The organism is Robbsia betulipollinis, assembly GCF_026624755.1.
Taxonomy (GTDB): domain Bacteria; phylum Pseudomonadota; class Gammaproteobacteria; order Burkholderiales; family Burkholderiaceae; genus Robbsia; species Robbsia betulipollinis.
This window is the reverse complement of the sequence record NZ_JAPMXC010000010.1, coordinates 135817-155713: the sequence shown is the minus strand read 5'-3', so window position 1 is coordinate 155713 and position 19897 is coordinate 135817. Positions and strand designations below refer to the sequence as shown.

The window sequence follows — 19897 nt, the reverse complement described above, 5'->3', positions numbered from 1 at the left end:
GGGGGCCGAGCCGGTGGGCGCGCATGCGTTTTCGCACGGACGCCCATCGACTCGACCCCTCTGTCCTCGATACCTGAGAGATTGCACGAGGTCGCCGGCGAAACCGGCTTCCTGGGTGCGCGCCCCTTCGGTGGGCAGGCTGAGGCATGAATGCCCCGCTGCCGCTCTCCAGAGATTCGGAAAAACTTCCGGCGCGATCGGTCCTTTTGCCTGAGAGTTTGTGGGTATTACCCCTTCGGCGGCGGCGCCCGACGGCGTCGCGCTCTCCCGATGCGCCCGGAGAATTTAGTCGACGGCGGGCGTGCTGTCAATCGGAGAAAATAGTCGGCCATCGCGCTCGTGGCGTCCGCGCCCCCGCCCGGGCACCGCTGCCGCCGCCGTTTTCCGGACGGTCTGCCGCCGGGCGGCGGCCTCCGTTTTTCGCCATTCGGCCGGGCTTCGGGCGCGGCGGCCGCCATGCTACCATCGCGTCTCTTCCCGTATGTCCATGCCTTTTCCTCCCCCAGCCAGAGAGTCCTCCGATGTCAGGATTGAACGCCGCACAGCGTGAAGCGGTGCACTATCTCGACGGCCCCTGCCTCGTCCTTGCCGGTGCCGGCAGCGGCAAGACCCGGGTCATCACGCAAAAGATCGCCTATCTGATCCAGCAGCGCGGTTTCGAGCCCAAGCACATTGCCGCCGTCACCTTCACCAACAAGGCCGCCGCCGAAATGCGCGAGCGGATCGCCAAGTTGCTCGACGGCGCGGTATTGAGCACCCCTGGCAAGGAAGGACGCAAGGTGCCGGTCAACCAGTTGACCGTCTGCACCTTCCACTCGCTCGGCGTGCAGATCCTGCGTCAGGAAGCCGAGCATGTCGGCCTCAAGCCGCAGTTCTCGATCATGGACTCCGACGACTGCTTCTCGATGATCCAGGAGCAGCTGGGCACCACCGACAAGGCGCTGATCCGCAAGATCCAGAACACGATCTCGCTGTGGAAGAACGCGATGCTCACGCCCGATCAGGCCGCCGCGGCTGCCGAGGACGTCGACCAGCACCAGGCCGCCATCGTCTACCGCAGCTATGTCGCCACGCTGCATGCGTATCAGGCGGTGGACTTCGACGACCTGATCCGCCTCCCCGCCGAACTGTTCGCACGCAACGAACAGGTGCGCGAGAAGTGGCAGAATCGCCTGCGTTATCTGCTCGTCGACGAATACCAGGACACCAACGCCTGTCAGTACCAGTTGCTGAAACTGATCGCCGGCCAGCGCGCCGCCTTCACCGCCGTGGGCGACGACGACCAGGCCATCTACGGCTGGCGTGGCGCCACCCTCGAGAACCTTGCCCAGTTGCAGGTCGACTTCCCGAAGCTGCATGTCGTCAAGCTCGAGCAGAACTACCGCTCCACCGTCCGTATTCTGACTGCCGCCAACAACGTCATCGCGAACAACCCCAAGCTCTTCGAGAAAAAACTGTGGAGCGAGCACGGCATGGGCGACACCATCACCGTCGTCGGGGCCAATGACGAAGAGCACGAAGCCGAATCGGTCGTCTTCCGGCTTTCCGCGCACAAATTCGAACGCCGCGCGCAGTTTCGCGACTACGCGGTGCTCTACCGCGGCAACTTCCAGGCGCGCATCTTCGAGCAGATCCTGCGGCGCGAGCGCATTCCGTACGTCCTTTCGGGCGGCCAGTCGTTCTTCGACAAGGCCGAGATCAAGGACATCTGCGCCTATCTGCGGCTGATCGCCAACGCCGATGACGATCCCGCCTTCATCCGCGCCGTCACCACCCCCCGGCGCGGCGTCGGCAACGCCACGCTCGAAGTGCTGGGCGCCTATGCCGGACAGTCGAAGGTCTCGCTGTTCGAAGCCGTCTACATGGGCGGCATCGAAGCCCGTCTCAGCCCGCGGCAGCTCGAACCCCTGCGCGCCTTCTGCGACTTCCTGCAGCGGCTCACCGACCGCGCCGCCAAGGATCCCGCCAACGTCCTGATCGACGAACTGATGGAAGGCATCCACTACGAGTCCTATCTGTACGACGCGCACGACGACCGGGCCGCGCAGAGCAAGTGGCAGAACGTGCTCGAATTCCTCGAATGGCTGAAGCGCAAGGGCACCAAGGCGGCCGTCGAGGGCGAGGAAGAAACGGGCTACGACACCGCCAACGGGCTGGCGGACGAAGGTCGAAATCTGCTCAAGCTGATCCAGACCGTCGCGCTGATGTCGATGCTGGAAGGCAAGGAGGACGACCCCGATGCGGTGCGTCTGTCGACGGTTCATGCGTCGAAGGGGCTGGAGTATCCGCACGTATTCCTGGTGGGATGCGAGGAGGGCATCATGCCGCACCGGGGCTCTGAAGATGCGCCGGCCGACGATGCCCGCATCGAGGAAGAGCGCCGCCTGATGTATGTCGCCATTACCCGCGCGCAGCGTAGCCTGCATCTGTCCTGGTGTCGCAAGCGCAAGCGGGCGCGCGAGACGGTGGTCTGCGAAGCGTCGCGCTTTATCCCCGAAATGGTGCTCGACGAGGCGCCGCCGCCCACGAAGGAAGAAGCGCCGATGACGCCGAAGGACCGGATGGCGGCGCTGAAGGCGTTGCTGGGGGGCGGGGCGTAGGTTGTCGTGGACGGTGCCGGAAACGGCATGACGTCGATTTTCCAACGCTTTGACGAAAAACCGCTATAATGCCCGCTTCGCCTCCGTCTCATACGCGAGGTATCGCAGCAGCGTTTCACCTCATCGCGCCCGTAGCTCAATGGATAGAGTACTGCCCTCCGAAGGCAGGGGTTGCTGGTTCGATCCCAGCCGGGCGCACCAAGCTACATAAGGCTTTACACCAGATTGGCCCGCTTTTTAGAGCGGGCTTTTTTGTTTGTGGACTTTTTGTGGACTTCTCGCGTTGGAAAATTATTTAAAGCTTGTTCTATCAAGCTTGGCCATGCCATGCCGCTAAGGTTTAATATCGGATACCATTCCCAGCGTGGGTCAGCTGTCGATGTAGGGCGACTAAATCTAAGATCAAGCTGTGAAAATGATGAAATTTGAGAATGCGCCACTTATTGAGTTGATTGTAGAGCTTCGATGGGGGGCGCCATCAGTCACTTTTCCGCAAGCCATTCTCGGCCAGCCGTCCTCGCACGCTAACGTGACGACCCATGCTGATGATCTTGTGATCGCTTTTGGCCAGCATATTGCAGAAGCTGGCTATGTCATGTCCGAGAAGCTATTTCCGCCGGGCATGCCGATTGTTGCATTTCAAACGTCGCATAGATTTCGCAAGCCAATCAGTGAAGCTGCTGGAACCTCCCTATTTGGAATTGGTGCTGGGGTTTTTTCAGTTAATATCACCCCGCCTTACAAGTCGTGGAGCGAGTTCAGGCCAATAGTAGAGATTGGAATTAATGCTCTACTAAAAAGCCGCATAGGAGATTCTGCTCAGCAGCCATTCGTTACGGTTTCGCTGCGCTACGTCAACGCTTTTGGAAGCGATTTGATGGGGGAAAAGTCAGCATCTGATTTTTTGCAAATGCTAGGTTTCGGAGTGACGTTGCCAAGTGTATTGGACGAGATGATCGACAGCAGCAAGCCATTCAAGCCAATGCTGCTGCTTAACTTGCCTTTGACTCATCAGCGAAACATGAATGTTAATGTTGGTCACGCTTTTGTGAACGGGCAAGAATCAGTCTTGATGGATAACGTTGTAGCTTCAAGTATGCCAGTAGCTCCTGAATTATCTACTGTAATGACAGAACTGGATAATGCACGAGCACTCATACATAAATTTTTCGTTGAATCGACAAGGCCGATTTCCCATTTACTACAGCCTTCTGAGGAATAAAGTGAAGAGTTACAGCGGATGGTTTAAAGAACCTGGCAGTTTTTATACCGGCGCTACGCTTAGCTCGGAATACTATTTGTCGGGCAATCGCGTAATTTTTTCGCCTACAGAAGATACGATGCCCGCAAGCTCTTTTATGGAGTGGGAACATTGCTTAAGGGAAATTGATAAATTTGCTAATTTCGAAAATGACTGGAATGGCTATGGTGGAGTAGCTATAGGCGCGGATGCGCTAGCCGCAGCTCGGCGTGTGTGTGCGCAGCTTGCGTCTACTGGGTTACCTTGCCCCGAAGTAGTGCCCAAATCAAGCGGAACAATCGGATTCTCATGGGAATTTGCCGATACTGAAGCTTATTTGGAAATCGGAAACACAACATTCTCTGGCTATCTACAAATCAATAATTTTGAGCCTGCTTTGTTCAGCGGGGATGTAGATGATTTTTCGCCAATCTATTTTTATCCGCTGCGAAATGATGCTAGCGGAGTCAGTTCGGGTAGCTATACAATTGCAAATATTGAAATAGGGCCTGAACTCGTCTATGGATTGGCTGCTTGAGATCGACGACTCTGAAATGATCGTCCGAGGTATGTGTTCTCCATACCATGTTTCTAGTAAAGGCAAAATTAAGCCTGAGGCATTCGATCCTACACCGGATACGGATGAGGTATCTGTTATGCGGGCAAATATAATCGGGCCAGATGCGTGTAAAGACCGTGCCTTCATGCTTCAAGATATTACTCACGAAAATCCGTCGAAGCATAAAATTTATCGAGGGCTCGGCGCAATTATGGCTTCGAGTATTCGTAAATCAAAAGTTGATGTCGTAGACAGCAGAGATGTATTTGAAGGTCATGCAGATATTAAATTGGGTGTAGTTGTCCCACGCGGTGAGCCTCTTCCACCAGAAGAACTACTAAAAGTTCGTGCCATAACAAAAGCTCTTGCGCAAGCAACACGGTATTTCGAGGATCCTGTCCCATCTAGTAGTGGGTGGGCAGGGGCCCCCATCGAAACGACGTAATTAATAAGTGCATGAGGCGGTGAGTTTTGCTACTAGCGTCAAGTATCGGGTAGCCGCGATACAGGTAAGGTCCGAGCGAGTGAGTTTGGAATTGTCGTATCGTTGCCGTCAAATCTCGATGGCGATGCCGGGTCGAACAAGCCATTTTCCAGTATTTCTGCAAAAGAAAATGGCTGGAAAATGCTATTTTCAACCATCTATTTCATTGTAATTTCTACGTGGCATAAGGCTTTGCGGGCCGAACCCGATTTTGTAATTACGCGGGTGTGAAAATTTTACGGAATGGACGGTCCCGGCGGCGATCGCCCTGGAGTTTGCAGCCACCCCCCCCATCCCGCGGCTGCGGTCGGGCCTGGGCGTGCCGCCGCGGGCGTCATTCCCGGGCGGTCTTCGCTCGGTGGCAGGGGCGACACAGGGCCTCAAGGTTGTCCTCGTCGTCCGTTCCACCTCCCGCCTTTGGCGTGATGTGATCGACGTCAGTCGCCTCGCTCACGCGCCCGGCTCGGCGGCATGCTTGGCATATGCCGCAGTCACGCCGCAAGATGGCAGCACGCACGCGCAACCACGCGTTGCCATACCCCCGAGCATGCCGGTTACCGCGGCGAGCGTCAGGCTGCCACTTTACTGCCTCACCAGCGTGCGCAGGGCAGTAAGTCGCACCGCCAGCTACAAGTGTTGGGCAGCCGCGGTGTTTGCAAGGTCTGAGCGGGCGACTAGGCATTGCCGCCTCGTATCCAGAGGAACAAGACCCGTTCGAGCGGCTCTCGATGAGCAATCGCATGGTCTATTTGACGTCGCTTCGACGCGGCCCTGCCGGAGTGTGAACGCTGCTCGCGTTGCAACGCCGCCCTTGATGTGAGCCATACCTTCGCGGCGATCGGGTCGACCGGACATCCCAGGACGGGATATTTGTATGCACCAGCGGTCGAGCAGGAAAGGCTCGTTGACAGAGCTCGAGCGGCAGACATTGACGGCATGATGTTTCCTCTACGTTTGGTTTTCGCTGTAGATACCCGCACTGGCCACCTTGGAGCCAACCCGGAACCGGCCGTAGCAGAGTGGCACCAGGTCGCCTTGGGCGGTGCTGTTACCGCGCTGCTGAAGTAGTAAGACGCCTTGCTGTTGCCGCTTGAACTGCTCGACGTGCTTATCTGCGGACTGAGCATTTGCGCAATGTGAATGAAAAACGGCCCCGGGATGTCCCGGGGCCGTAGTGCTGGCCGCGCCCCAGGAAAAAGGCCGCCAGCTCTGCGAGGTTTTTGGAATGATGGCCGGGCACTCACGCAGTAATCCCAGCGCGTTCGGGCCGATTGCTCGGGCGAGTCCCAGGTGCGCCAGCCCATGTCTGATTACGAAGCGGTTGCGAACTGCCCAACGATGATGCCGGCCGGGCGTGTTACGGACATTTGCAGACGCCGCTCGACCAGCAGAGTGAGGGCGTTCTTGATGAACTGGTCGTTGATCGTGCCGAGTTGCAGGCTGGCGTCCTCGCGGTCCCAGATCGTCGCGCTGTTCTGGAAGTCAGCCATGACGAACGTGCCGGCGGCGATCGCCTCGGTGACAACCGGCGCCAACCCCCAGATCGGGCTACCCGGCGCTACCAGGAACCGGCCTTCGGCATCGCGCAGCAGGTCGATCGATTCCGAGTCGGTCGGATTAATGATCAACGCGCCCGGGATGAAGAAGCCCTGTTGCAGCTGCGTCACCGCGCGGCGCAGGTAGTCCAGCGGCGTGGACTTGCCCAGGCCAGCACTGACGAACGCGGTATGGTTCCCCGCCAGCAGGATCCCGCCGATGTCGCCTTCGTCGCCGTCACCGTTTAGCAGTTGATCCTCTACAGCCAGGTCAAGGCCGTAGCGCAGGCGCTGCTCGATATATGCCTGCAAGCCGTTTTGATCGTCGAGCACCTGCTTGGACGCGGTAATGAAGTGGGCGATTGTCGCGATGACCGCCGATTTCGCCTCGAACGTCAGATTCGACTCGGCTTTCGTGTCGAGTTGCTTCTTCTGTGCCGCCGCGGCGTTCGTAAAAGCCTTTTCTCGCAGCCATTGAACCGAACCCGTCGTCACCGGCGTTGATGGGATCAGAGCCTCCACGGTCAGGCGGCGCGTCATCGGCGATTGGATGCCTGCCTGCGTCTGCGCGAACGGCGTCACGTTCGGTGTGGTGCCGTCCGAAACCATTGTCTTGATCTCGAGCGGGATGCGCGTCGTCGGCACCGCACCGCTCTTGAACATTTCTAGCTGCGGCGAGCCCTTGATCTGCGCGCCGATGGATTTGACGTCGGTGACGACGGCGCCGGTACCGCCGCGGCGACTCGATTTTTGTTCGAGCTCCGTGAGGCGCGCTTGCATTTCCGCCTGTTTCTCGCTGACCTCCGTGCCGATGCGCGTCAGCTCCCCCTTTACCAACGCAACGACGTCGGCCGGCGCGTCGCCGTTCCCACCGCCATTGCCGTGCTTTCGGCCCATTTCGCGTTGCTGTGCTGCTGTGGTCATGTATCGCTCCGAATTAAGAGGCCGCGCGGGCCTGGTTGATTGCAAGACAGGTCCGAATCGCTGCCTCACACGACTGGAAGTCAGGAGAAACGAACTTCCCGTGCTTGCCGATATGAATATCGACTTTGAGGCCGTCAATCCCTGCCTCGTCGAGGGCAGCAATGATTGGCGAAAGACTGAGGAATGCGCGCGGGAGTTTGCTGTTTGCATTGACGACCGCCTCGCCGTTGACATACAACAGCCAGTCGCATGTAGCACTTAGGCGGAACGCCGTGACCCGCGCTGTTTTTGCATCTTCCGCACTCATATTGCGGACGTCTTTGAGAAGCATTTCCGGCTCCGTTACGTTCGATGTACTCGTTATACGGTCGAACTCCATTGTTTGGAATACCGAATAATAACTTCGAGCGCCCACGAATCTCGGCGAACTAATGACACGATGAATAAGCAGGGAAGCAACGGGTTGAGCACGTAAAGGGCATGTCGACAGCACGTCCCCCCGCATCAAATGCGTCGGTGAAAACGGTACCGTTATGGGCTGGAGCGGTTCCGAAAACGGTACCGTTTCATGCGAAATTTGGGGTCTTTTTAAACCCCTGTGGATAACTTTCTCTGAATCCCTCTGCCCTGGTGGTTTATCCACAGATCCAGCAAGGCAACGGAACAACGCGAGCAGGTTTCAGCAGGTCAATCGCTCTGACCAGTGCTGTTTCATGTTCGATTGCGCATTGCATCCGCCAGCACGTAATTTGCCTTCAATCATGACAAGCGCCACATGCTCGCTCGCCGTCGCAGGCCTGCAAACGTGCCGCGCCGGGCCTTAACAAAAGGCGTGAGGATGGCACCTACTAAAGGAGTACAGAAAATGTACAGGGAGACAGAAAATAAAGGGTGCAATGAAAAACGCCCGGAAACCCTTTGTTTTCGGGCATTCCAGGCGTTTTTTGCTGCTTTGCTTCCCTGTACATTTTCTGTATTGGAAAGTAGTTTCCCTGTACAGATTATGTATTGGAAATTTGCGCTTCCGATACAGATTCTGTATTGGACCGGTACATTTTCTGTACAGGGGTTTTTTTGTTGCTCTGCTGCTTTTTCCTGCCCGCGGCTTGGAGTTTTTCAAAGCCTTCAGCGAGGGCCTGCTCGGCTTCGCGGACAGATTCGAACCGCGCGTAGTCATGCGTCGCCTTCATCGCCAGCACGCCCACCTTTGGTTGCTCGAACACCTCAAGGTCGGTGAATCGATATAGCGACGGCACGCGGGTCCCTTGCCGCAATCCGCCCTCGACCGTGACGGCAATGAATCCCATTGCTCGCAGCTCGTACAGGGCCTTGGCGAGGGTCGTAGGCGCCGTCCACCCTTTGTGCTTCATGTCCGAGAGGGCGGCGCTGATGTTGCCGTTGTTGGTTCCAGTGACGATCGCGCGTAGGTCCGTGAAAAGAGCCTTCGCAGAAAAGCCCAGCACGCGCCATGCTGGGGAATGTAGGAGCTTCACATATACGCGGATGTGCCGCCCCTGGGGGTCGACGTACTTCTTCATCCTATGGGCCCGCCCTGCGCCGCCTGGCGCTCTGCCTCGAGGATAAATTGCGTGCGCGTGTCTTCCATCGTCTCGCATAGCTCATCTGCCATGCGTTCAGCCATGCCCGCGAGGTCGCAGATCAGTTGATTGGAGCCAGAGAGGCGCCTGATTGCCTCCAGCACGCCGGCTAGGTCAGCGCCCATCTCGTGCGCGAGCGAGGCGCAGGCGGCCGCAGACATCGCCAGGGCGGCCCATTCCTTGGTGTCCGGCTGACCGCCAGCAATCGATGCCGTATCGCGCGGGTCGATTTCGAGGTCGTGCTCAAGCATGGCTCACCTTCGCATTCACCGCCGCGCGGGCGGTATCGGCTTCGCGGCGCAGGCGTGCGAGGGCGCAGAAGAGCGCGAGCTTGCTTTCTTGAGTGAGCGCATAGACCTGCGCCGCTAGCGCGCGGTCCTGCTGCTCGATTCCTGGAAGCAGCGCCTGCAAAATGTCGCCCATTTCAGCGCTGTAGCGCATGAATGACGACAGCGCAGCGGCTTCCGATTCGGTAATGCAAACGCTGCGTTCTGGCGCCACGTGATCGGGAATTGAGCAAAGGGCGCGGCTGGCCGTCCGGATAGTGCTGAGGGCGTTAGCCATGGCTCACCTCCGTGCGAATGGCGTCCAGATCACCACGCGTGCTATCTACTTGGTTCAGGTAGTTATCGGCAATAAGTTGGGTTTCGGCGGCGAGTGTTCCGATGTGCTTGAGTTCTGCAGAAAAGGCCAGGTGTTTGACGACCGAAAGCAGTTTCTCGATGCGATCGAATCCTTCCGCCGCCAGGTCAGCGAGGTCGACCGATCGGCGAAGCAGTTCGTTGGTGGATGGCTTACCCATGACGCACCCCTTGCGTGATCGTGCGGCCGGCCGTCATCAGGCCTTGGATCACGTCCGCCAGCAGTTCGGGGCGAATCGATACGCCTTGGCGCGTCGGGCGATAGTTGCCCTGCTCGTCGACGACCCAAAGGCGCACGTCGACGTATTCTTTGCCGCGGTAAAAGGTGTGCGAGATGCGGATGCGTTGGCTGCTGTTCTTCTGGACGTCGATCACCGTGTAATTGTCGGAGACGTCGAGGTTTGCAGCAACGCTGCGCGGGGTTTTCGTTTGCTCAGAACGAGCGGGGGCTTTAGCACGCATGGCGGGCTCCTTCGGTTCGATTTGAAGGCCCGCCGTCCACTGTCAAATGGGGTGGGCGGGCACAAGGTAGGGTTGACAGACCGGGAACCGAAGGAACCGGCGAGCGCGAACGCTCCCCCACCGAGGCCCACCCATAGAAGAAGGTGTGCAATGGCGATACGCACAAAAAAACCGCTCTGCGCGGTTGTGCGCTCCGATTCTTCGGGCTGTCAAACCCGACACCGTCTTTTTCCGGTGTGAATCTAGGATGCCATTCCTGGTTTACGGCTGTCAAGCGCTTTTCTTGAGTGCGCATCGCATCAATCTCCCGCTGCGCGCGCCGCCAGCGCCAGGCGATAACGCAACACTCGCGCCGTGCGGCCGAACCGCGTTGGGACGTTCTCCCACTGCTGGTTGAATGAATACCCGTCCCGGCGAAGATCCGCAAGAGTACTGTTCAAACAGTGGTCTCCGAAGCGCTCGGCCTCGAATCGGTTCAGGCTGGCGCCAGCTTGGAAGAGCCCGAGAATTCGGTTTCGCTTTGTGCCGACCGTGTTAACATCGGAACCGGACTTTTGGATTTGTTCGGCGCTCTTCGGGGCGCCTTTTTTTTCGTCCATCACGCAGCCACCTGCGTCTGAGCGGTGCGCTCTTCCATTTCGCGGCGCCAATCGGCGGCCGCTTCAACCGAGATGAGTAAACGGCGTCCTGCCTTCATCAAACGCGGGCCGATGCCAGCGTTCACCATCGCGTGGAAGTGCGTCAGACTGATCCCGTGCGCGTGGCAGAATTCGGCGCGGCTGTAGGTTGCCTTCGGGTACGCAGGTTGATGTTGCATCGTCATTTATTGGCCCCTATGAAGATTCGGTCGCGTTCGTTCGCTGTCATTCGAGAACGTTCGCTTGAATCGATGTGGTCAATTTATGATCGACGTGGTTCGGTGTAAAAGTTATGTTGAACCGTGAAAATCAACCCGCAAAATAACCTTTTGATCAGATTCAGAATTGCCCGTCGTCGGGGTTAAATTCCGGGTCAAACCCTTTCAGCGCCGCAGACAGGGCGCCACGGTACCGCTCAGGCGACAGAACGAGACCAGCGGATGCGCACATAGTCCCGAATTCGGTAACGGTCGAACTGTCATTGCTCAGCGCCACCGGCCAGCGCTCAAAATCGAATCGCAAATGCAAGAACTGGAGTGCCGCGAAGCCGATCGCCGGTTTCTCGCGAGGATCCGGAAGTGCCGCAATTGCGTCTCGCGCGGATTGCACCAGGTCGTCAAGCGCTCCAAGTGTCCCGGCATATGACAGGCGCCCGTGATTCGCAAGGACCGCCATCGGATAGCCTTCTTCATCGGGGGCAATGAACGGTCGCGACTTCGCGTCGTGGATTCGTTCAATGTCATCCTGCGCGGCGCCGGGAGTCTGCAAACGTGCGGTAAGGGCTTCAAGTTGATCCGCAAGATCCGTCAGATCGTTCCGCAATGGCGTTGGCGTCCATGAGGCGCTGGCCATCTGCCGAACGCGGCGCGCCAGCCGAATCTTGGCGGCTTCGTACTCTTCATCGCTACCCATTCGCAACACCTGCCGCGCGAGCAGTCGGGCGCGTCAGCTTGGCGACCGCCAGCGCCTTGTGCTCGGGCGCGAGGTGGGCGTAGCGAAGGGTCATCTTGAGATCAGCGTGCCCCAGCAGCTCACGAACCGTGTTCAGGTCGACGCCGGCCATTACCAGCTTAGATGCGAAATCGTGCCGCATGTCGTGCCAAGTGAAATCAACCAGCGCCGCGGCCTTTACAAGGTTGCCCCACGCCGTTTTTATCTCGGTCAGCGGTTCCCCGTCAGCGCCTGGGAACACAACGCCCCCGCTCGCCTGCGCGCGCCACTGCGTGAGCGTGGCCAAAGCTTCGGGATTCAGCGGAATATGCCGCACGCGCCGCGATTTCGCCGTGGCGCCGCGGACCGTCAGGATTGCGCGCTCGAGGTCGACCGCATCCCATCGAAGTTTCAGCGTCTCGCCCTGTCGCATGCCGGTGTTCAGCGAAAGCAGGACCATCGGCTGTAGGTGGTCGCAGTAAGCGCCAGGTGTCAGGTTGGGCAGGAGGTCATACCGCCTCGCGGCGCGCCATTCGTTGGCGCTGGCACGGCCGGCGCGCTCCCGCGCCTCTCGCGCCGCCAGCGCGGCCCGCAGGCGCAGCTCTTCGTCCTCGGACAGCCATCGCACACGCGCGTCGGGCTCCTGAAGCGACTTCACCGAGTCCATAGGGTGAGTATCGATGAGTTTCCACTCAAGCGCGCGCGAGAAGAGGCCGCCCAGGGCCGTGAGGTCGCGGTTGATGGTTGCGTGTGCCCGGCCGGCCTTGAGTCGCTTGGAGCGCCATTTCTCGATGATCCAGCCAGTGAACTCAAGCAGCGGACGGTCGAGCTCGGCCGCGAAGGCCGCAAGCAGGCGTTTCTCGGTCGCGTCTGGCGTCTGCGTGTTGGTCGCGAGCCATTCGCGGTACTGCTCGGCGATGAAGGCTCGGAGCGTCAAGGTCGCGCGGCGCTTCTTCCTGGCAACCGCTGCTGGGTCTTCGCCGCTGGCGATTTGCCCGAGCAGGATGCGCGCCGCCTCCCGCGCGTCGCTCACGGATGTTGCCGGGAAGGACTTGCCCAGGGACTGGCGCGTTTGCTTCCCGTCGGGCCGGTAGTAGCGCACGCAATAGCCGATGCTGCCGCTCGGCGTGACTCGCACGCCGAAGCCTCGTAGCTCGGAATCATTGATGTCGAATGCGGCGCTCTTCGGCTCTAACGACCGAAGTAGCTCACGCGTGATTTTGGCTCTCATTGGGGCCGTGGACTTTTTGTGGACTTATTCGGCAGTGTACCGCAGCGAACCCCGATGCACCATAGCGGTCTAAGTGTTTGATTTTTATGAGGCGTTCAATCGGTGGCGAACGCCGGTAAACCGTTCTGCGCGCCCTCCGAAGGCAGGGGTTGCTGGTTCGATCCCAGCCGGGCGCACCAAAGATATCAAGTAGTTAGCACACTCCCCAGCCGGTCCGTTTTGCCCACTACAGCTAAATTGCAGCTATAACGCTTCCAACGGCGCCGTATGCGGCTGCGCCCACTGCGCCAGGTGATCGGCCGACAGGTGCGCGTAGCGCTGCACCATCTCCATCGTCTCCCATCCTCCCAGTTCCTTCAACACCTGAATCGGTGTGCCCCGCTGGATGTGCCAGCTCGCCCACGTGTGCCGCAGATCGTGCCAGCGGAAGTCCCGGATACCGACTTTCTCCAGCGCGGCCTGCCAAGCGGCGGTGGTCGTCTGGTGGACCGGGCGACCGCGATAGACGAAGACGCTGTGGGCGAACTCGGGATGCCGCTTCCTCGCGACCTGCCGGCGCAGGACATCGACGGCGGTGTCCGACAGCGGCACGGTTGATCGGCCGCCGCGCCTTGGCCTGGTCGGCGTGGATCCAGGCCGTGCGCCGGCTCAGATCGACCTGCGTCCATTCCAGTCCGGTGACATTGGCGCGGCGCAATCCCGTCTCGAGACTGAACTGCGCCATGTCGGCCAAGTGCGTCGGTAACGCGCGCAGTAGCGCGGCGGCCTCGGCCGGGGTGAGCCAGCGGATGCGCTTGCCGACGACCTTCATCCGTCGGCCGACCGGCGCGCGATCGATCCAGCCCCAGTCGATCGCCACGTTCAACACGGCGGTCAGGACGCCCATGACGCGGTTGACGGTCGACGCGCTGACGGTGCGCCCGAGCGGTTTGGGACCTTGCAGCGTGCGCACCATGCGGGGTTCGGCCCGTTTCGCCCGGGCGATCGCGTCGACCTTGTCCCGGTCGATCTTCGAGAGCAACCAGCCGTCGAGATGCTGGTCGAGCCAGCGCAGGTGGGTCTTCGTCGTCTCCAGGCTGGCGAGGTCGATGCGATCGCCGACGTAGCGAACGACCGCCTCGTTCCAGGTGTATTCGGGCTTGCGGCCGAGGCGCGCCTGGTCCCACAGGTTGGTTTTCAATCGGTCGTGGTATTCCTGCGCTTTGGATTTGTCATCGGTGCCAGTGCTGCCTTGTATCGGCTTTCCCCCTCCAGGCGGGTACAGCTTGTAATACCAGTTGGGACTTGTACTTCGTTTAAAGAGCGACATGCTTCAGTTTCCTTTCCCTCGCCCTGCCGGTTCCCATTCTCCACATAAATACCGGTGCAGGGCGACGAGCGAAAAAATCCAGTGCTTTCCCACCTTGCGACCGGGGATCAGGCCGGCGCGGGCCTTGATGCGCACGGTCTGCGGCGTGGCGTGCAGAAAGGCCGCGGCTTCCTTCACTCTGACGACTTTGAGGTCTTCCATGGACTGGCTCCGAAGGCGTGAAAAACGAGGTGGTAGAGGGACCCCACGCAGAACAACTCGTGGAATGATGGCATGGGTGTTTCGTCATGCTAAGTGATTGATTCCAAAGAAAACGGGCGCCATCAAATGCCACGAGTTGTGCCATGAGTTAGCGGATAACTCGTGGCCTAAAAAATAGGCAGCCTCCCTGATTGATGGCAAAACGGGGATGACTCGTGGCACGGCGTTTCGGGTCGATTCGCTTTCTTTACCCGTATTCTTCTTCTTTCTTTTCAATGAATTAGAGAGAGAAAGAGAAAGACGGACGAGCGAAAGTCGGCCGAACGGACTAGTGGCGAAATCGGCGCGACTCGTGGCAAAATCGGGGTGTCGTATGGCGCACTTCGCTTCCCGAATCAATGACTTGGGAAGCGGCACCCCGGAAATCCACGTGTTTTTCGCGCTCCCCGTGCTGCCCCGTTGGCGAAAACGGGCCCGGTGCCCGGTTTCGGGGGCGGTTCTGTCGTGGCGCGTCATCGCAGGTCGTCCCGCACGCAGACGTGCAGACCGAAGCTTTCGAGGCGGCGCAGCGACAGCGCCGTGAGGTAGGGCACGCGGCGCATGAAGATGCGGCGCTCGACTTCCTTGTCGCCGACCACCACGCCGGCCTGCTGCAACTGCTTTTTGAAGACGCGACCGGACTTGACCGGCAGGGCGTTCCACTTGTCGCGCAGGCTCGCGGTGTGGGCGATGTGGTCCATGACGTGGCCGGTGCGCAGCAGGATGCAGACTTCCTCGTCGACGACGCCGAATGTGTAGGGGTGCTTGTAGTTGCCGCCGTCGATCTCGGAGAGGACGGTTTCGAGGATCCAGACCCAGGGTTCGCGGTCGGCGCTGGTCTCGGCGATGTGGCTGTTCATCTCGGCGAGGAGGTCGTGCGTGAAGCCGCCCTCGGTCTCGTCCATGCCGGTGAATTCGCAGAGGACGCGCCAGGCGAGCAGCACGGCGGCATAGTTGCCGGCCATGCGCAGCGCGCCGTCGTCGGCGCCGCTCGCGCGGCTGTTGGCCAGGCACGGCTCGCGCGCGGCGCCGTAGCGGGCGAGGAGGTCGCGCTTGTTCAGCCGGGCGAGGAAGTCGAGCCATTGACGCACGGGGAAGCGCGGCAGGTCGTCGGGCAGCAGCGGGCCGCGCTTGCCGGTTAGGGTGGTGCGGATGACCTTGCCGAGGAGGCTGCGCACCGGGACGTCCTCGCCGGCGAGCATGACGGGGGCGCAGACGAGGGGAATGGTGGCGGCGTTCTGCTTGAAGGTCTGCTGGTAGGCGGTGAGGACGCGCCGGGCGTCACCGACGCGGCGCCGGGGAAGGTGAGGTTGTGATATGGGCACTGCTTGTCGGCCTCGGTGAAATAGCAGCCGGGGCCTTCGTTGACGACCAGGCGCCCGTCGCGCCAGGCGAGGCCGACGAATTGACGGCGTGCCGGGCGCCCAGGTCGACGCCACGTTCGAGGATGTTGACCATGCGCAGGAATGGGCCGCGCGTCCAGATGGGGCCGAACTTGGCCCACTGGTCGGTGTTGTGCAGCTGGTTGTCCAGCATGACGCGACGGATCAGCGTAGGTGCAAGGTCACCAGACGTTGCCGAGCAGTTGGCAGCGCGTGGCTGGATGAGGTCATATTGGTAAATAGCTATCGGCATGTTGATCCGCACGATCAGGCTGTGGCAAGGCGGATTCTTGCAGGATTTGTGGGACTACGAAACGATAGATGACAACGTTCAAATTTTATGTAATAAACAACCCTGATGTAGAATAAGAATAGGTGCTGAAATTCAATAAAAAGCACTTGATTTTTATCAAAGATATGAGAAATGGAGGGGGTCGTGATTTACTTCAATATCTTTCTTTTGGTCATTGTCGCAATTTTAATTCAGCAATATCGTTCGATATCTGCAAGTTACAAAAAAGAAAAAGCTGCGCTTGCGGAGTTATCTCTACGATTCGAAAACATTCAAAGGGAGATTGAATTAAATGCGACCGCCAGCACGCACACGATTTCTGAAATCAAGGCGCAGCTGCTCGCGACTGAGGCAGAAAGGGCCTCTTTAATGCAATTTTCTGAGGTCCGCGATGCGGCTGCTGAGGCTAAACTGTTGCTCGAAGGTGCCGCTGCTGCGCTGGCAGCAGCGGAACAAAAAGCAACTGCTGGAATCGCGCGTGCAAGCGAACAAGCCACTCAGCTTCTCGCGGAGACAAACATCGCTGCAAAAGCGAAACGTAGCGAGGCAGAACAACTGGTCGCACTTGCAAGCCGTCAGGCTGACAAGGTCATTTCCGATGCAAAAAAAAGAGCAGAGGAGATAGGTGGCGACGCAATTCGTGCACTTGAAAATGCTGATCGTCTTGAGGCTACTATCGTCGCAATGAAAATGTCGTCGACGGATATGGCGACAGTTATATGGTGCCAAGCCATAGTTTGCTTGACGAACTGGCAGAAAGCTATTCACATACAGAGGCTGGTAAAAGTCTCAAGTTAGCTCGAAATTACTCAAGATTGATGGCAACCGAGAATCGAGCAGCTGAATGCGACTATGTAGAAAAAAATCGAAGGGAAACCGCAATCAGATTTGTCGTAGATGCTTTCAACGGCAAAGTTGATTCAATTCTGACGCGTGCTAAAATAGATAATTTTGGAACCCTACGGCAGGAGATCGTAGATGCAGCTGCGTTGGTCAACCATAACGGGACCGCATTTCGCAATGCTAAAATAGTTAAGGAATATATTGAGGCACGCATCGACGAGCTTATTTGGGCTGTACGAACAAACGAATTGAAAGAGCAGGAAAGAGAAGAACAACGGCAAATTCGTGAGCAGATGCGGGAAGAAGAGCGCTCAAGGCGGGAATATGAGCGAGCAATGCGGGACTCGGCAAAAGAAGAAGAGCTGATACGACGCGCGATGGAAAAAGCCCATGGCCAGATCGCGCGCGCAAGCGAAGAACAGAGGGCCCAGTTCGAGGCTCAGCTTTCCGAGCTTTCAAATAAATTGCGGCAGGCAGAAGAAAAAAATCGACGGGCGCTGTCAATGGCTCAACAAACAAAGGCAGGACATGTATACGTAATCTCCAATATTGGATCGTTTGGAGAGCACGTCTTCAAGGTTGGATTAACACGTCGGCTGGAGCCACTGGATCGTGTGAAAGAGTTAGGAGATGCAAGCGTTCCTTTCGCCTTCGATGTACATGCCATGATCTGGTCTGAAAATGCACCTGCACTTGAAAAGACCCTGCATCGAAAATTCTTCGAAGCACAATTGAACAAGGTCAACCCACGCAAGGAGTTCTTTCGTGTCGGCTTGGCTGATCTTCGTAGTGCCGTAGATGAAATGGGCCTTAACGTCGTGTGGACAATGACAGCTGCCGCAACTGAATACCGCGAGAGCCAAGTCATCGAGAAAAAGATCAAGGAAGATCCAGTTTTGTGCGATAAGTGGCTTCGTCAGCAGATTGCTTATGAAGCTGAAGCCTCTGATGAGGAAGAAGCAATTACCGAAGCCGCAATGCCATTGCTATCGGGCATGGAATGAAGCGGAACTCAGCGTAGTGCCTTCGCAGAAACTGTTTTTGTCGATCATTTTCCCTTACAAGGCATCGCGCTCGAGCTGTTCTGTACGCTTTACTAAGTTGCATCGGCTGTTATTGCCAGCCGCATCCCCAACGCTCCCAACGCCGCCGCGATCGTGTCGATCTTCGTGGCGTGCCGCAAATCGATCACCCGCTGCATCTCCTGCCTGCGCGTGTTCAACCGGCGCGCCAATTCGCTCGGCGTGACCTTTTGCGCGATCATCGCGTTCAACAGCAGCACCTTCGCCGCGATGCTTGGCGGCAGATCGATCAGCACCTCTCCGCGTTTGGGCTTGGACGGCATCGGCACCGGCCGCTTGTCCTCAAAGTAGAAGTCCATCGACGTCACGAGCGCGTCGCCCGCCATATCGATGGCTTCCTCGCGCGTGGCGCCGCAGGTGAGCGCTTCCGGGATATCGCGAAACATCACCGCGAAGGTGCCGTCGTCGGGAATCAAGCGCGCTGGATAACGAAACATGATGGCTCCAAGAATGTTGCGGGGCAAGGCTGACAAAGCGATGGAGAAAGCCCCTTTCGGGGCCTCCTCCTTATTTCAAACCTAGTTGTTTCAGAATCATCTTTTTGAGTCCCTCCCCGATTTCAGTCCCGGGGTGTCGCGGCATGACTGACTGCCGCTCGTTCAGGTAGATCTTCGCGTGTCTCGCGCCTTCGGAAAACGTCGCTCCCTGACGCGCGATCCACCTTCGCAACTCGCTTTGTTTCACTGCCTCGCCGTGTCGTCGAAAGAGATTATATAGTAAGCAAAAATGTTTACATTAGGAATTGCCAAAAGTCTGAAAAGTGTCGCTTTTTAAGCATTTTCTGTATGACGGGCGGCTAGTTGCTGGTCCGCCGTATCCGCCCCCGGTGTCGCCGACTCACCAAATCCTCGCTCACCTCCAGTTCCAACGCCATTACGGCTCCTCCCTCGCCAATCGTATGCGTCACCTTTCTTACCAGCCACGCCGCCGCATCGATCTCCGGTTTGAACCCCGCCATCTCCACTGGTATTCGGGAACACCTCCGGCCGACCCAACGCCACCAAGCAGGTCTACGAGGACTTCGAATCCGACAACATGGACCAGCGGTCCTGGTCGTTCTGGTGTCATGCCTGGTTGAGCGAGGCGCGACGCGCGCTCAAGCCCGGCGGCCTGGTCGTCTGTTTCATCGATTGGCGACAGCTACCCGCGCTCACCGACGTCATGCAGGCCGCAGGCTTTATCCATTGCGGCATCACTGTTTGGGACAAGACCACCCGCCGCTCCTGGCCGCGCAAGGGTGGATTCAAGCAGCAGGCGGAATTCATTGTGTGGGCGAGCAAGGGGGCGATGCCGGGGCGGGAGGTATATCTGCCGGGCGTGTTTGCCTGCGCACTCGAATTGCCGAAGCGGCATTTGACGGAGAAGCCGCTCGAACTGGCGCGGGAGATCGTGCGGTTGGTGCCGGAGAGCGGCGTGGTGTGCGATCTGTTCGCCGGGTCGGGGACGTTTCTGATGGCGCCGAAGGAGGCGGGGTTGGGGTGGGTGGGGTGTGAGACGAATGAGATTTATTGGATGCAGGCTGTCGAGCGCTTGACGTCCTTGGGTGACCGCGGCGGGGCCGTTGACAAGACCATAGCGTTCGTATAGTATAGCTATACGCTACACCGTAGGGATGCGTAAGAGAAATGATTACGTCGTTTATGCATAAAGGTTTGGAAGAGTTTTTCGTATCCGGGAGCAAGGCGGGAATTACCGCGACGCACGAAAGCAAGCTCAGGCGGCTGCTGGCAAAATTAAACGTGTCCGTGAGCCCGCAGGACATGAATGTTCCCGGCTGGGGCTTCCACGGGTTGCATGGAAAACTGGCCGGACACTATGCGGTAAGCGTGAATGGAAATTGGCGATTGACCTTCAAATTCGAAGGAAATGACGCCATATTGGTCGATTACCAGGACTATCACTAGGTG

The 19897-nt window shown here is 58.4% G+C and carries 23 protein-coding genes, 2 tRNA genes, 3 pseudogenes and 2 riboswitches; of the genes and pseudogenes, 10 read left to right on the top strand and 18 right to left on the bottom strand.

What is annotated here, in order from left to right; genetic code table 11:
- Positions 1-50: 50 nt before the first annotated feature.
- A riboswitch (glycine riboswitch) is annotated at positions 51-182 on the bottom strand.
- Between the two features lie 6 nt (positions 183-188).
- A riboswitch (glycine riboswitch) is annotated at positions 189-279 on the bottom strand.
- Positions 280-521: 242 nt separating this feature from the next.
- The 5 genes from OVY01_RS18525 to OVY01_RS18505 all read left to right on the top strand — a co-directional run bounded on the left by OVY01_RS18525 (position 522) and on the right by OVY01_RS18505 (position 4844).
- Positions 522-2600: a UvrD-helicase domain-containing protein gene (locus OVY01_RS18525; RefSeq protein WP_267849040.1), complete on the top strand. Its 2079-nt coding sequence runs from the start codon at positions 522-524 to the stop codon at positions 2598-2600.
- A 125-nt stretch (positions 2601-2725) separates the two neighbouring features.
- Positions 2726-2801 (top strand) — tRNA-Arg (locus OVY01_RS18520).
- A gap of 214 nt (positions 2802-3015) precedes the next feature.
- Positions 3016-3822, top strand: coding sequence for a TIGR04255 family protein (locus tag OVY01_RS18515; protein ID WP_267849527.1), 807 nt, complete (start codon positions 3016-3018; stop codon positions 3820-3822).
- A gap of 1 nt (position 3823) precedes the next feature.
- Positions 3824-4378, top strand: coding sequence for a hypothetical protein (locus OVY01_RS18510; protein ID WP_267849039.1), 555 nt, complete (start codon positions 3824-3826; stop codon positions 4376-4378).
- On the top strand, positions 4362-4844 hold the full coding sequence (locus OVY01_RS18505) for a hypothetical protein (RefSeq protein ID WP_267849038.1): 483 nt from the start codon (positions 4362-4364) through the stop codon (positions 4842-4844). The genes OVY01_RS18510 and OVY01_RS18505 overlap by 17 nt, the downstream gene beginning before the upstream one ends.
- A 373-nt stretch (positions 4845-5217) precedes the next feature.
- On the opposite strand, the gene OVY01_RS18500 is transcribed toward OVY01_RS18505, so the two are convergent.
- The 12 genes from OVY01_RS18500 to OVY01_RS18445 all read right to left on the bottom strand — a co-directional run bounded on the left by OVY01_RS18500 (position 5218) and on the right by OVY01_RS18445 (position 12842).
- Positions 5218-5565, bottom strand: coding sequence for an HNH endonuclease (locus OVY01_RS18500; RefSeq protein WP_267849526.1), 348 nt, complete (start codon positions 5563-5565; stop codon positions 5218-5220).
- A gap of 628 nt (positions 5566-6193) precedes the next feature.
- A complete protein-coding gene (locus tag OVY01_RS18495) occupies positions 6194-7342 on the bottom strand; it encodes a phage major capsid protein (RefSeq protein ID WP_267849037.1) in 1149 nt (382 codons plus the stop codon).
- 13 nt (positions 7343-7355) lie between these two features.
- On the bottom strand, positions 7356-7673 hold the full coding sequence (locus OVY01_RS18490; protein WP_267849036.1) for a hypothetical protein: 318 nt from the start codon (positions 7671-7673) through the stop codon (positions 7356-7358).
- A 670-nt stretch (positions 7674-8343) separates the two neighbouring features.
- Positions 8344-8880 carry a hypothetical protein gene (locus tag OVY01_RS18485; protein ID WP_267849035.1) on the bottom strand — a complete coding sequence of 179 codons (537 nt, stop codon included), beginning with the start codon at positions 8878-8880 and terminating at the stop codon, positions 8344-8346.
- A complete protein-coding gene (locus OVY01_RS18480) occupies positions 8877-9191 on the bottom strand; it encodes a hypothetical protein (RefSeq protein ID WP_267849033.1) in 315 nt (104 codons plus the stop codon). Before OVY01_RS18480 ends, OVY01_RS18485 begins: the two co-directional genes overlap by 4 nt.
- The gene (locus OVY01_RS18475; protein WP_267849032.1) at positions 9184-9504 is read right to left on the bottom strand and encodes a hypothetical protein; all 321 of its coding nucleotides are present in this window, start codon (positions 9502-9504) and stop codon (positions 9184-9186) included. Before OVY01_RS18475 ends, OVY01_RS18480 begins: the two co-directional genes overlap by 8 nt.
- Positions 9497-9742, bottom strand: a complete 246-nt coding sequence (locus tag OVY01_RS18470) for a hypothetical protein (RefSeq protein ID WP_267849030.1) — start codon at positions 9740-9742, stop codon at positions 9497-9499. The genes OVY01_RS18475 and OVY01_RS18470 overlap by 8 nt, the downstream gene beginning before the upstream one ends.
- Positions 9735-10043, bottom strand: a complete 309-nt coding sequence (locus tag OVY01_RS18465) for a transcriptional coactivator p15/PC4 family protein (protein ID WP_267849029.1) — start codon at positions 10041-10043, stop codon at positions 9735-9737. The genes OVY01_RS18470 and OVY01_RS18465 overlap by 8 nt, the downstream gene beginning before the upstream one ends.
- Positions 10044-10342: 299 nt before the next feature.
- Positions 10343-10642, bottom strand: a complete 300-nt coding sequence (locus OVY01_RS18460) for a helix-turn-helix domain-containing protein (protein WP_267849028.1) — start codon at positions 10640-10642, stop codon at positions 10343-10345.
- Positions 10642-10866 (bottom strand): hypothetical protein, encoded by a 225-nt coding sequence (locus tag OVY01_RS18455; RefSeq protein ID WP_267849027.1) that lies wholly within the window; start codon positions 10864-10866, stop codon positions 10642-10644. The genes OVY01_RS18460 and OVY01_RS18455 overlap by 1 nt, the downstream gene beginning before the upstream one ends.
- A 154-nt stretch (positions 10867-11020) precedes the next feature.
- Positions 11021-11593: a hypothetical protein gene (locus OVY01_RS18450; protein ID WP_267849026.1), complete on the bottom strand. Its 573-nt coding sequence runs from the start codon at positions 11591-11593 to the stop codon at positions 11021-11023.
- Complete coding sequence (locus OVY01_RS18445) at positions 11586-12842, bottom strand: site-specific integrase (RefSeq protein WP_267849025.1); 1257 nt, start codon at positions 12840-12842, stop codon at positions 11586-11588. The genes OVY01_RS18450 and OVY01_RS18445 overlap by 8 nt, the downstream gene beginning before the upstream one ends.
- 105 nt (positions 12843-12947) lie before the next feature.
- On the opposite strand from OVY01_RS18445, the gene OVY01_RS18440 reads away from it, so the two are divergent.
- Positions 12948-13021 (top strand) — tRNA-Arg (locus OVY01_RS18440).
- Between the two features lie 64 nt (positions 13022-13085).
- On the opposite strand, the pseudogene OVY01_RS18435 reads toward OVY01_RS18440, so the two are convergent.
- From OVY01_RS18435 to OVY01_RS18420, 4 genes and pseudogenes are all read right to left on the bottom strand, one after another.
- A pseudogene (locus OVY01_RS18435) lies at positions 13086-14151 on the bottom strand (tyrosine-type recombinase/integrase).
- 3 nt (positions 14152-14154) lie between these two features.
- Positions 14155-14352 (bottom strand): helix-turn-helix domain-containing protein, encoded by a 198-nt coding sequence (locus tag OVY01_RS18430; protein ID WP_267849024.1) that lies wholly within the window; start codon positions 14350-14352, stop codon positions 14155-14157.
- Between the two features lie 84 nt (positions 14353-14436).
- Positions 14437-14868 (bottom strand): hypothetical protein, encoded by a 432-nt coding sequence (locus tag OVY01_RS18425; protein ID WP_267849023.1) that lies wholly within the window; start codon positions 14866-14868, stop codon positions 14437-14439.
- Positions 14865-15942, bottom strand: a pseudogene (locus OVY01_RS18420) (hypothetical protein); the annotation flags it as partial. The gene OVY01_RS18425 and the pseudogene OVY01_RS18420, both read right to left, overlap by 4 nt.
- Positions 15943-16209: 267 nt before the next feature.
- Between OVY01_RS18420 and OVY01_RS18415 the strand changes: the two are divergent.
- Positions 16210-16863 carry a hypothetical protein gene (locus tag OVY01_RS18415; protein ID WP_267849022.1) on the top strand — a complete coding sequence of 218 codons (654 nt, stop codon included), beginning with the start codon at positions 16210-16212 and terminating at the stop codon, positions 16861-16863.
- 20 nt (positions 16864-16883) lie between these two features.
- Positions 16884-17912 carry an SNIPE associated domain-containing protein gene (locus OVY01_RS18410; protein WP_267849021.1) on the top strand — a complete coding sequence of 343 codons (1029 nt, stop codon included), beginning with the start codon at positions 16884-16886 and terminating at the stop codon, positions 17910-17912.
- A 92-nt stretch (positions 17913-18004) separates the two neighbouring features.
- Here OVY01_RS18410 and OVY01_RS18405 read toward each other — a convergent pair whose 3' ends face one another.
- Together OVY01_RS18405 and OVY01_RS18400 are read right to left on the bottom strand one after the other, a co-directional pair.
- Positions 18005-18427: a type II toxin-antitoxin system HicB family antitoxin gene (locus OVY01_RS18405; RefSeq protein ID WP_267849019.1), complete on the bottom strand. Its 423-nt coding sequence runs from the start codon at positions 18425-18427 to the stop codon at positions 18005-18007.
- Positions 18428-18497: 70 nt separating this feature from the next.
- Positions 18498-18674 carry a type II toxin-antitoxin system HicA family toxin gene (locus OVY01_RS18400; RefSeq protein WP_267849018.1) on the bottom strand — a complete coding sequence of 59 codons (177 nt, stop codon included), beginning with the start codon at positions 18672-18674 and terminating at the stop codon, positions 18498-18500.
- Positions 18675-18989: 315 nt separating this feature from the next.
- Between OVY01_RS18400 and OVY01_RS18395 the strand changes: the two are divergent.
- Positions 18990-19577: pseudogene (locus OVY01_RS18395) on the top strand (DNA-methyltransferase); the annotation flags it as partial.
- Positions 19578-19615: 38 nt separating this feature from the next.
- Entirely contained in the window at positions 19616-19894 is a 279-nt protein-coding gene (locus OVY01_RS18390; RefSeq protein ID WP_267849017.1) for a type II toxin-antitoxin system RelE/ParE family toxin, read from the top strand.
- Positions 19895-19897 lie beyond the last annotated feature (3 nt).

Coding starts and splice junctions, on each gene's coding strand:
- OVY01_RS18525 (WP_267849040.1), top strand. CDS start 522: ATGTCAGGATTGAACGCCGCACAGCGTGAAGCGGTGCACTATCTCGAC.
- OVY01_RS18515 (WP_267849527.1), top strand. CDS start 3,016: ATGATGAAATTTGAGAATGCGCCACTTATTGAGTTGATTGTAGAGCTT.
- OVY01_RS18505 (WP_267849038.1), top strand. CDS start 4,362: ATGGATTGGCTGCTTGAGATCGACGACTCTGAAATGATCGTCCGAGGT.
- OVY01_RS18500 (WP_267849526.1), bottom strand. CDS start 5,565: ATGCCTAGTCGCCCGCTCAGACCTTGCAAACACCGCGGCTGCCCAACA.
- OVY01_RS18495 (WP_267849037.1), bottom strand. CDS start 7,342: ATGACCACAGCAGCACAGCAACGCGAAATGGGCCGAAAGCACGGCAAT.
- OVY01_RS18490 (WP_267849036.1), bottom strand. CDS start 7,673: ATGCTTCTCAAAGACGTCCGCAATATGAGTGCGGAAGATGCAAAAACA.
- OVY01_RS18485 (WP_267849035.1), bottom strand. CDS start 8,880: ATGAAGAAGTACGTCGACCCCCAGGGGCGGCACATCCGCGTATATGTG.
- OVY01_RS18480 (WP_267849033.1), bottom strand. CDS start 9,191: ATGCTTGAGCACGACCTCGAAATCGACCCGCGCGATACGGCATCGATT.
- OVY01_RS18475 (WP_267849032.1), bottom strand. CDS start 9,504: ATGGCTAACGCCCTCAGCACTATCCGGACGGCCAGCCGCGCCCTTTGC.
- OVY01_RS18470 (WP_267849030.1), bottom strand. CDS start 9,742: ATGGGTAAGCCATCCACCAACGAACTGCTTCGCCGATCGGTCGACCTC.
- OVY01_RS18465 (WP_267849029.1), bottom strand. CDS start 10,043: ATGCGTGCTAAAGCCCCCGCTCGTTCTGAGCAAACGAAAACCCCGCGC.
- OVY01_RS18460 (WP_267849028.1), bottom strand. CDS start 10,642: ATGGACGAAAAAAAAGGCGCCCCGAAGAGCGCCGAACAAATCCAAAAG.
- OVY01_RS18455 (WP_267849027.1), bottom strand. CDS start 10,866: ATGACGATGCAACATCAACCTGCGTACCCGAAGGCAACCTACAGCCGC.
- OVY01_RS18450 (WP_267849026.1), bottom strand. CDS start 11,593: ATGGGTAGCGATGAAGAGTACGAAGCCGCCAAGATTCGGCTGGCGCGC.
- OVY01_RS18445 (WP_267849025.1), bottom strand. CDS start 12,842: ATGAGAGCCAAAATCACGCGTGAGCTACTTCGGTCGTTAGAGCCGAAG.
- OVY01_RS18430 (WP_267849024.1), bottom strand. CDS start 14,352: ATGGAAGACCTCAAAGTCGTCAGAGTGAAGGAAGCCGCGGCCTTTCTG.
- OVY01_RS18425 (WP_267849023.1), bottom strand. CDS start 14,868: ATGACGCGCCACGACAGAACCGCCCCCGAAACCGGGCACCGGGCCCGT.
- OVY01_RS18410 (WP_267849021.1), top strand. CDS start 16,884: ATGGCAACCGAGAATCGAGCAGCTGAATGCGACTATGTAGAAAAAAAT.
- OVY01_RS18405 (WP_267849019.1), bottom strand. CDS start 18,427: ATGTTTCGTTATCCAGCGCGCTTGATTCCCGACGACGGCACCTTCGCG.
- OVY01_RS18390 (WP_267849017.1), top strand. CDS start 19,616: ATGATTACGTCGTTTATGCATAAAGGTTTGGAAGAGTTTTTCGTATCC.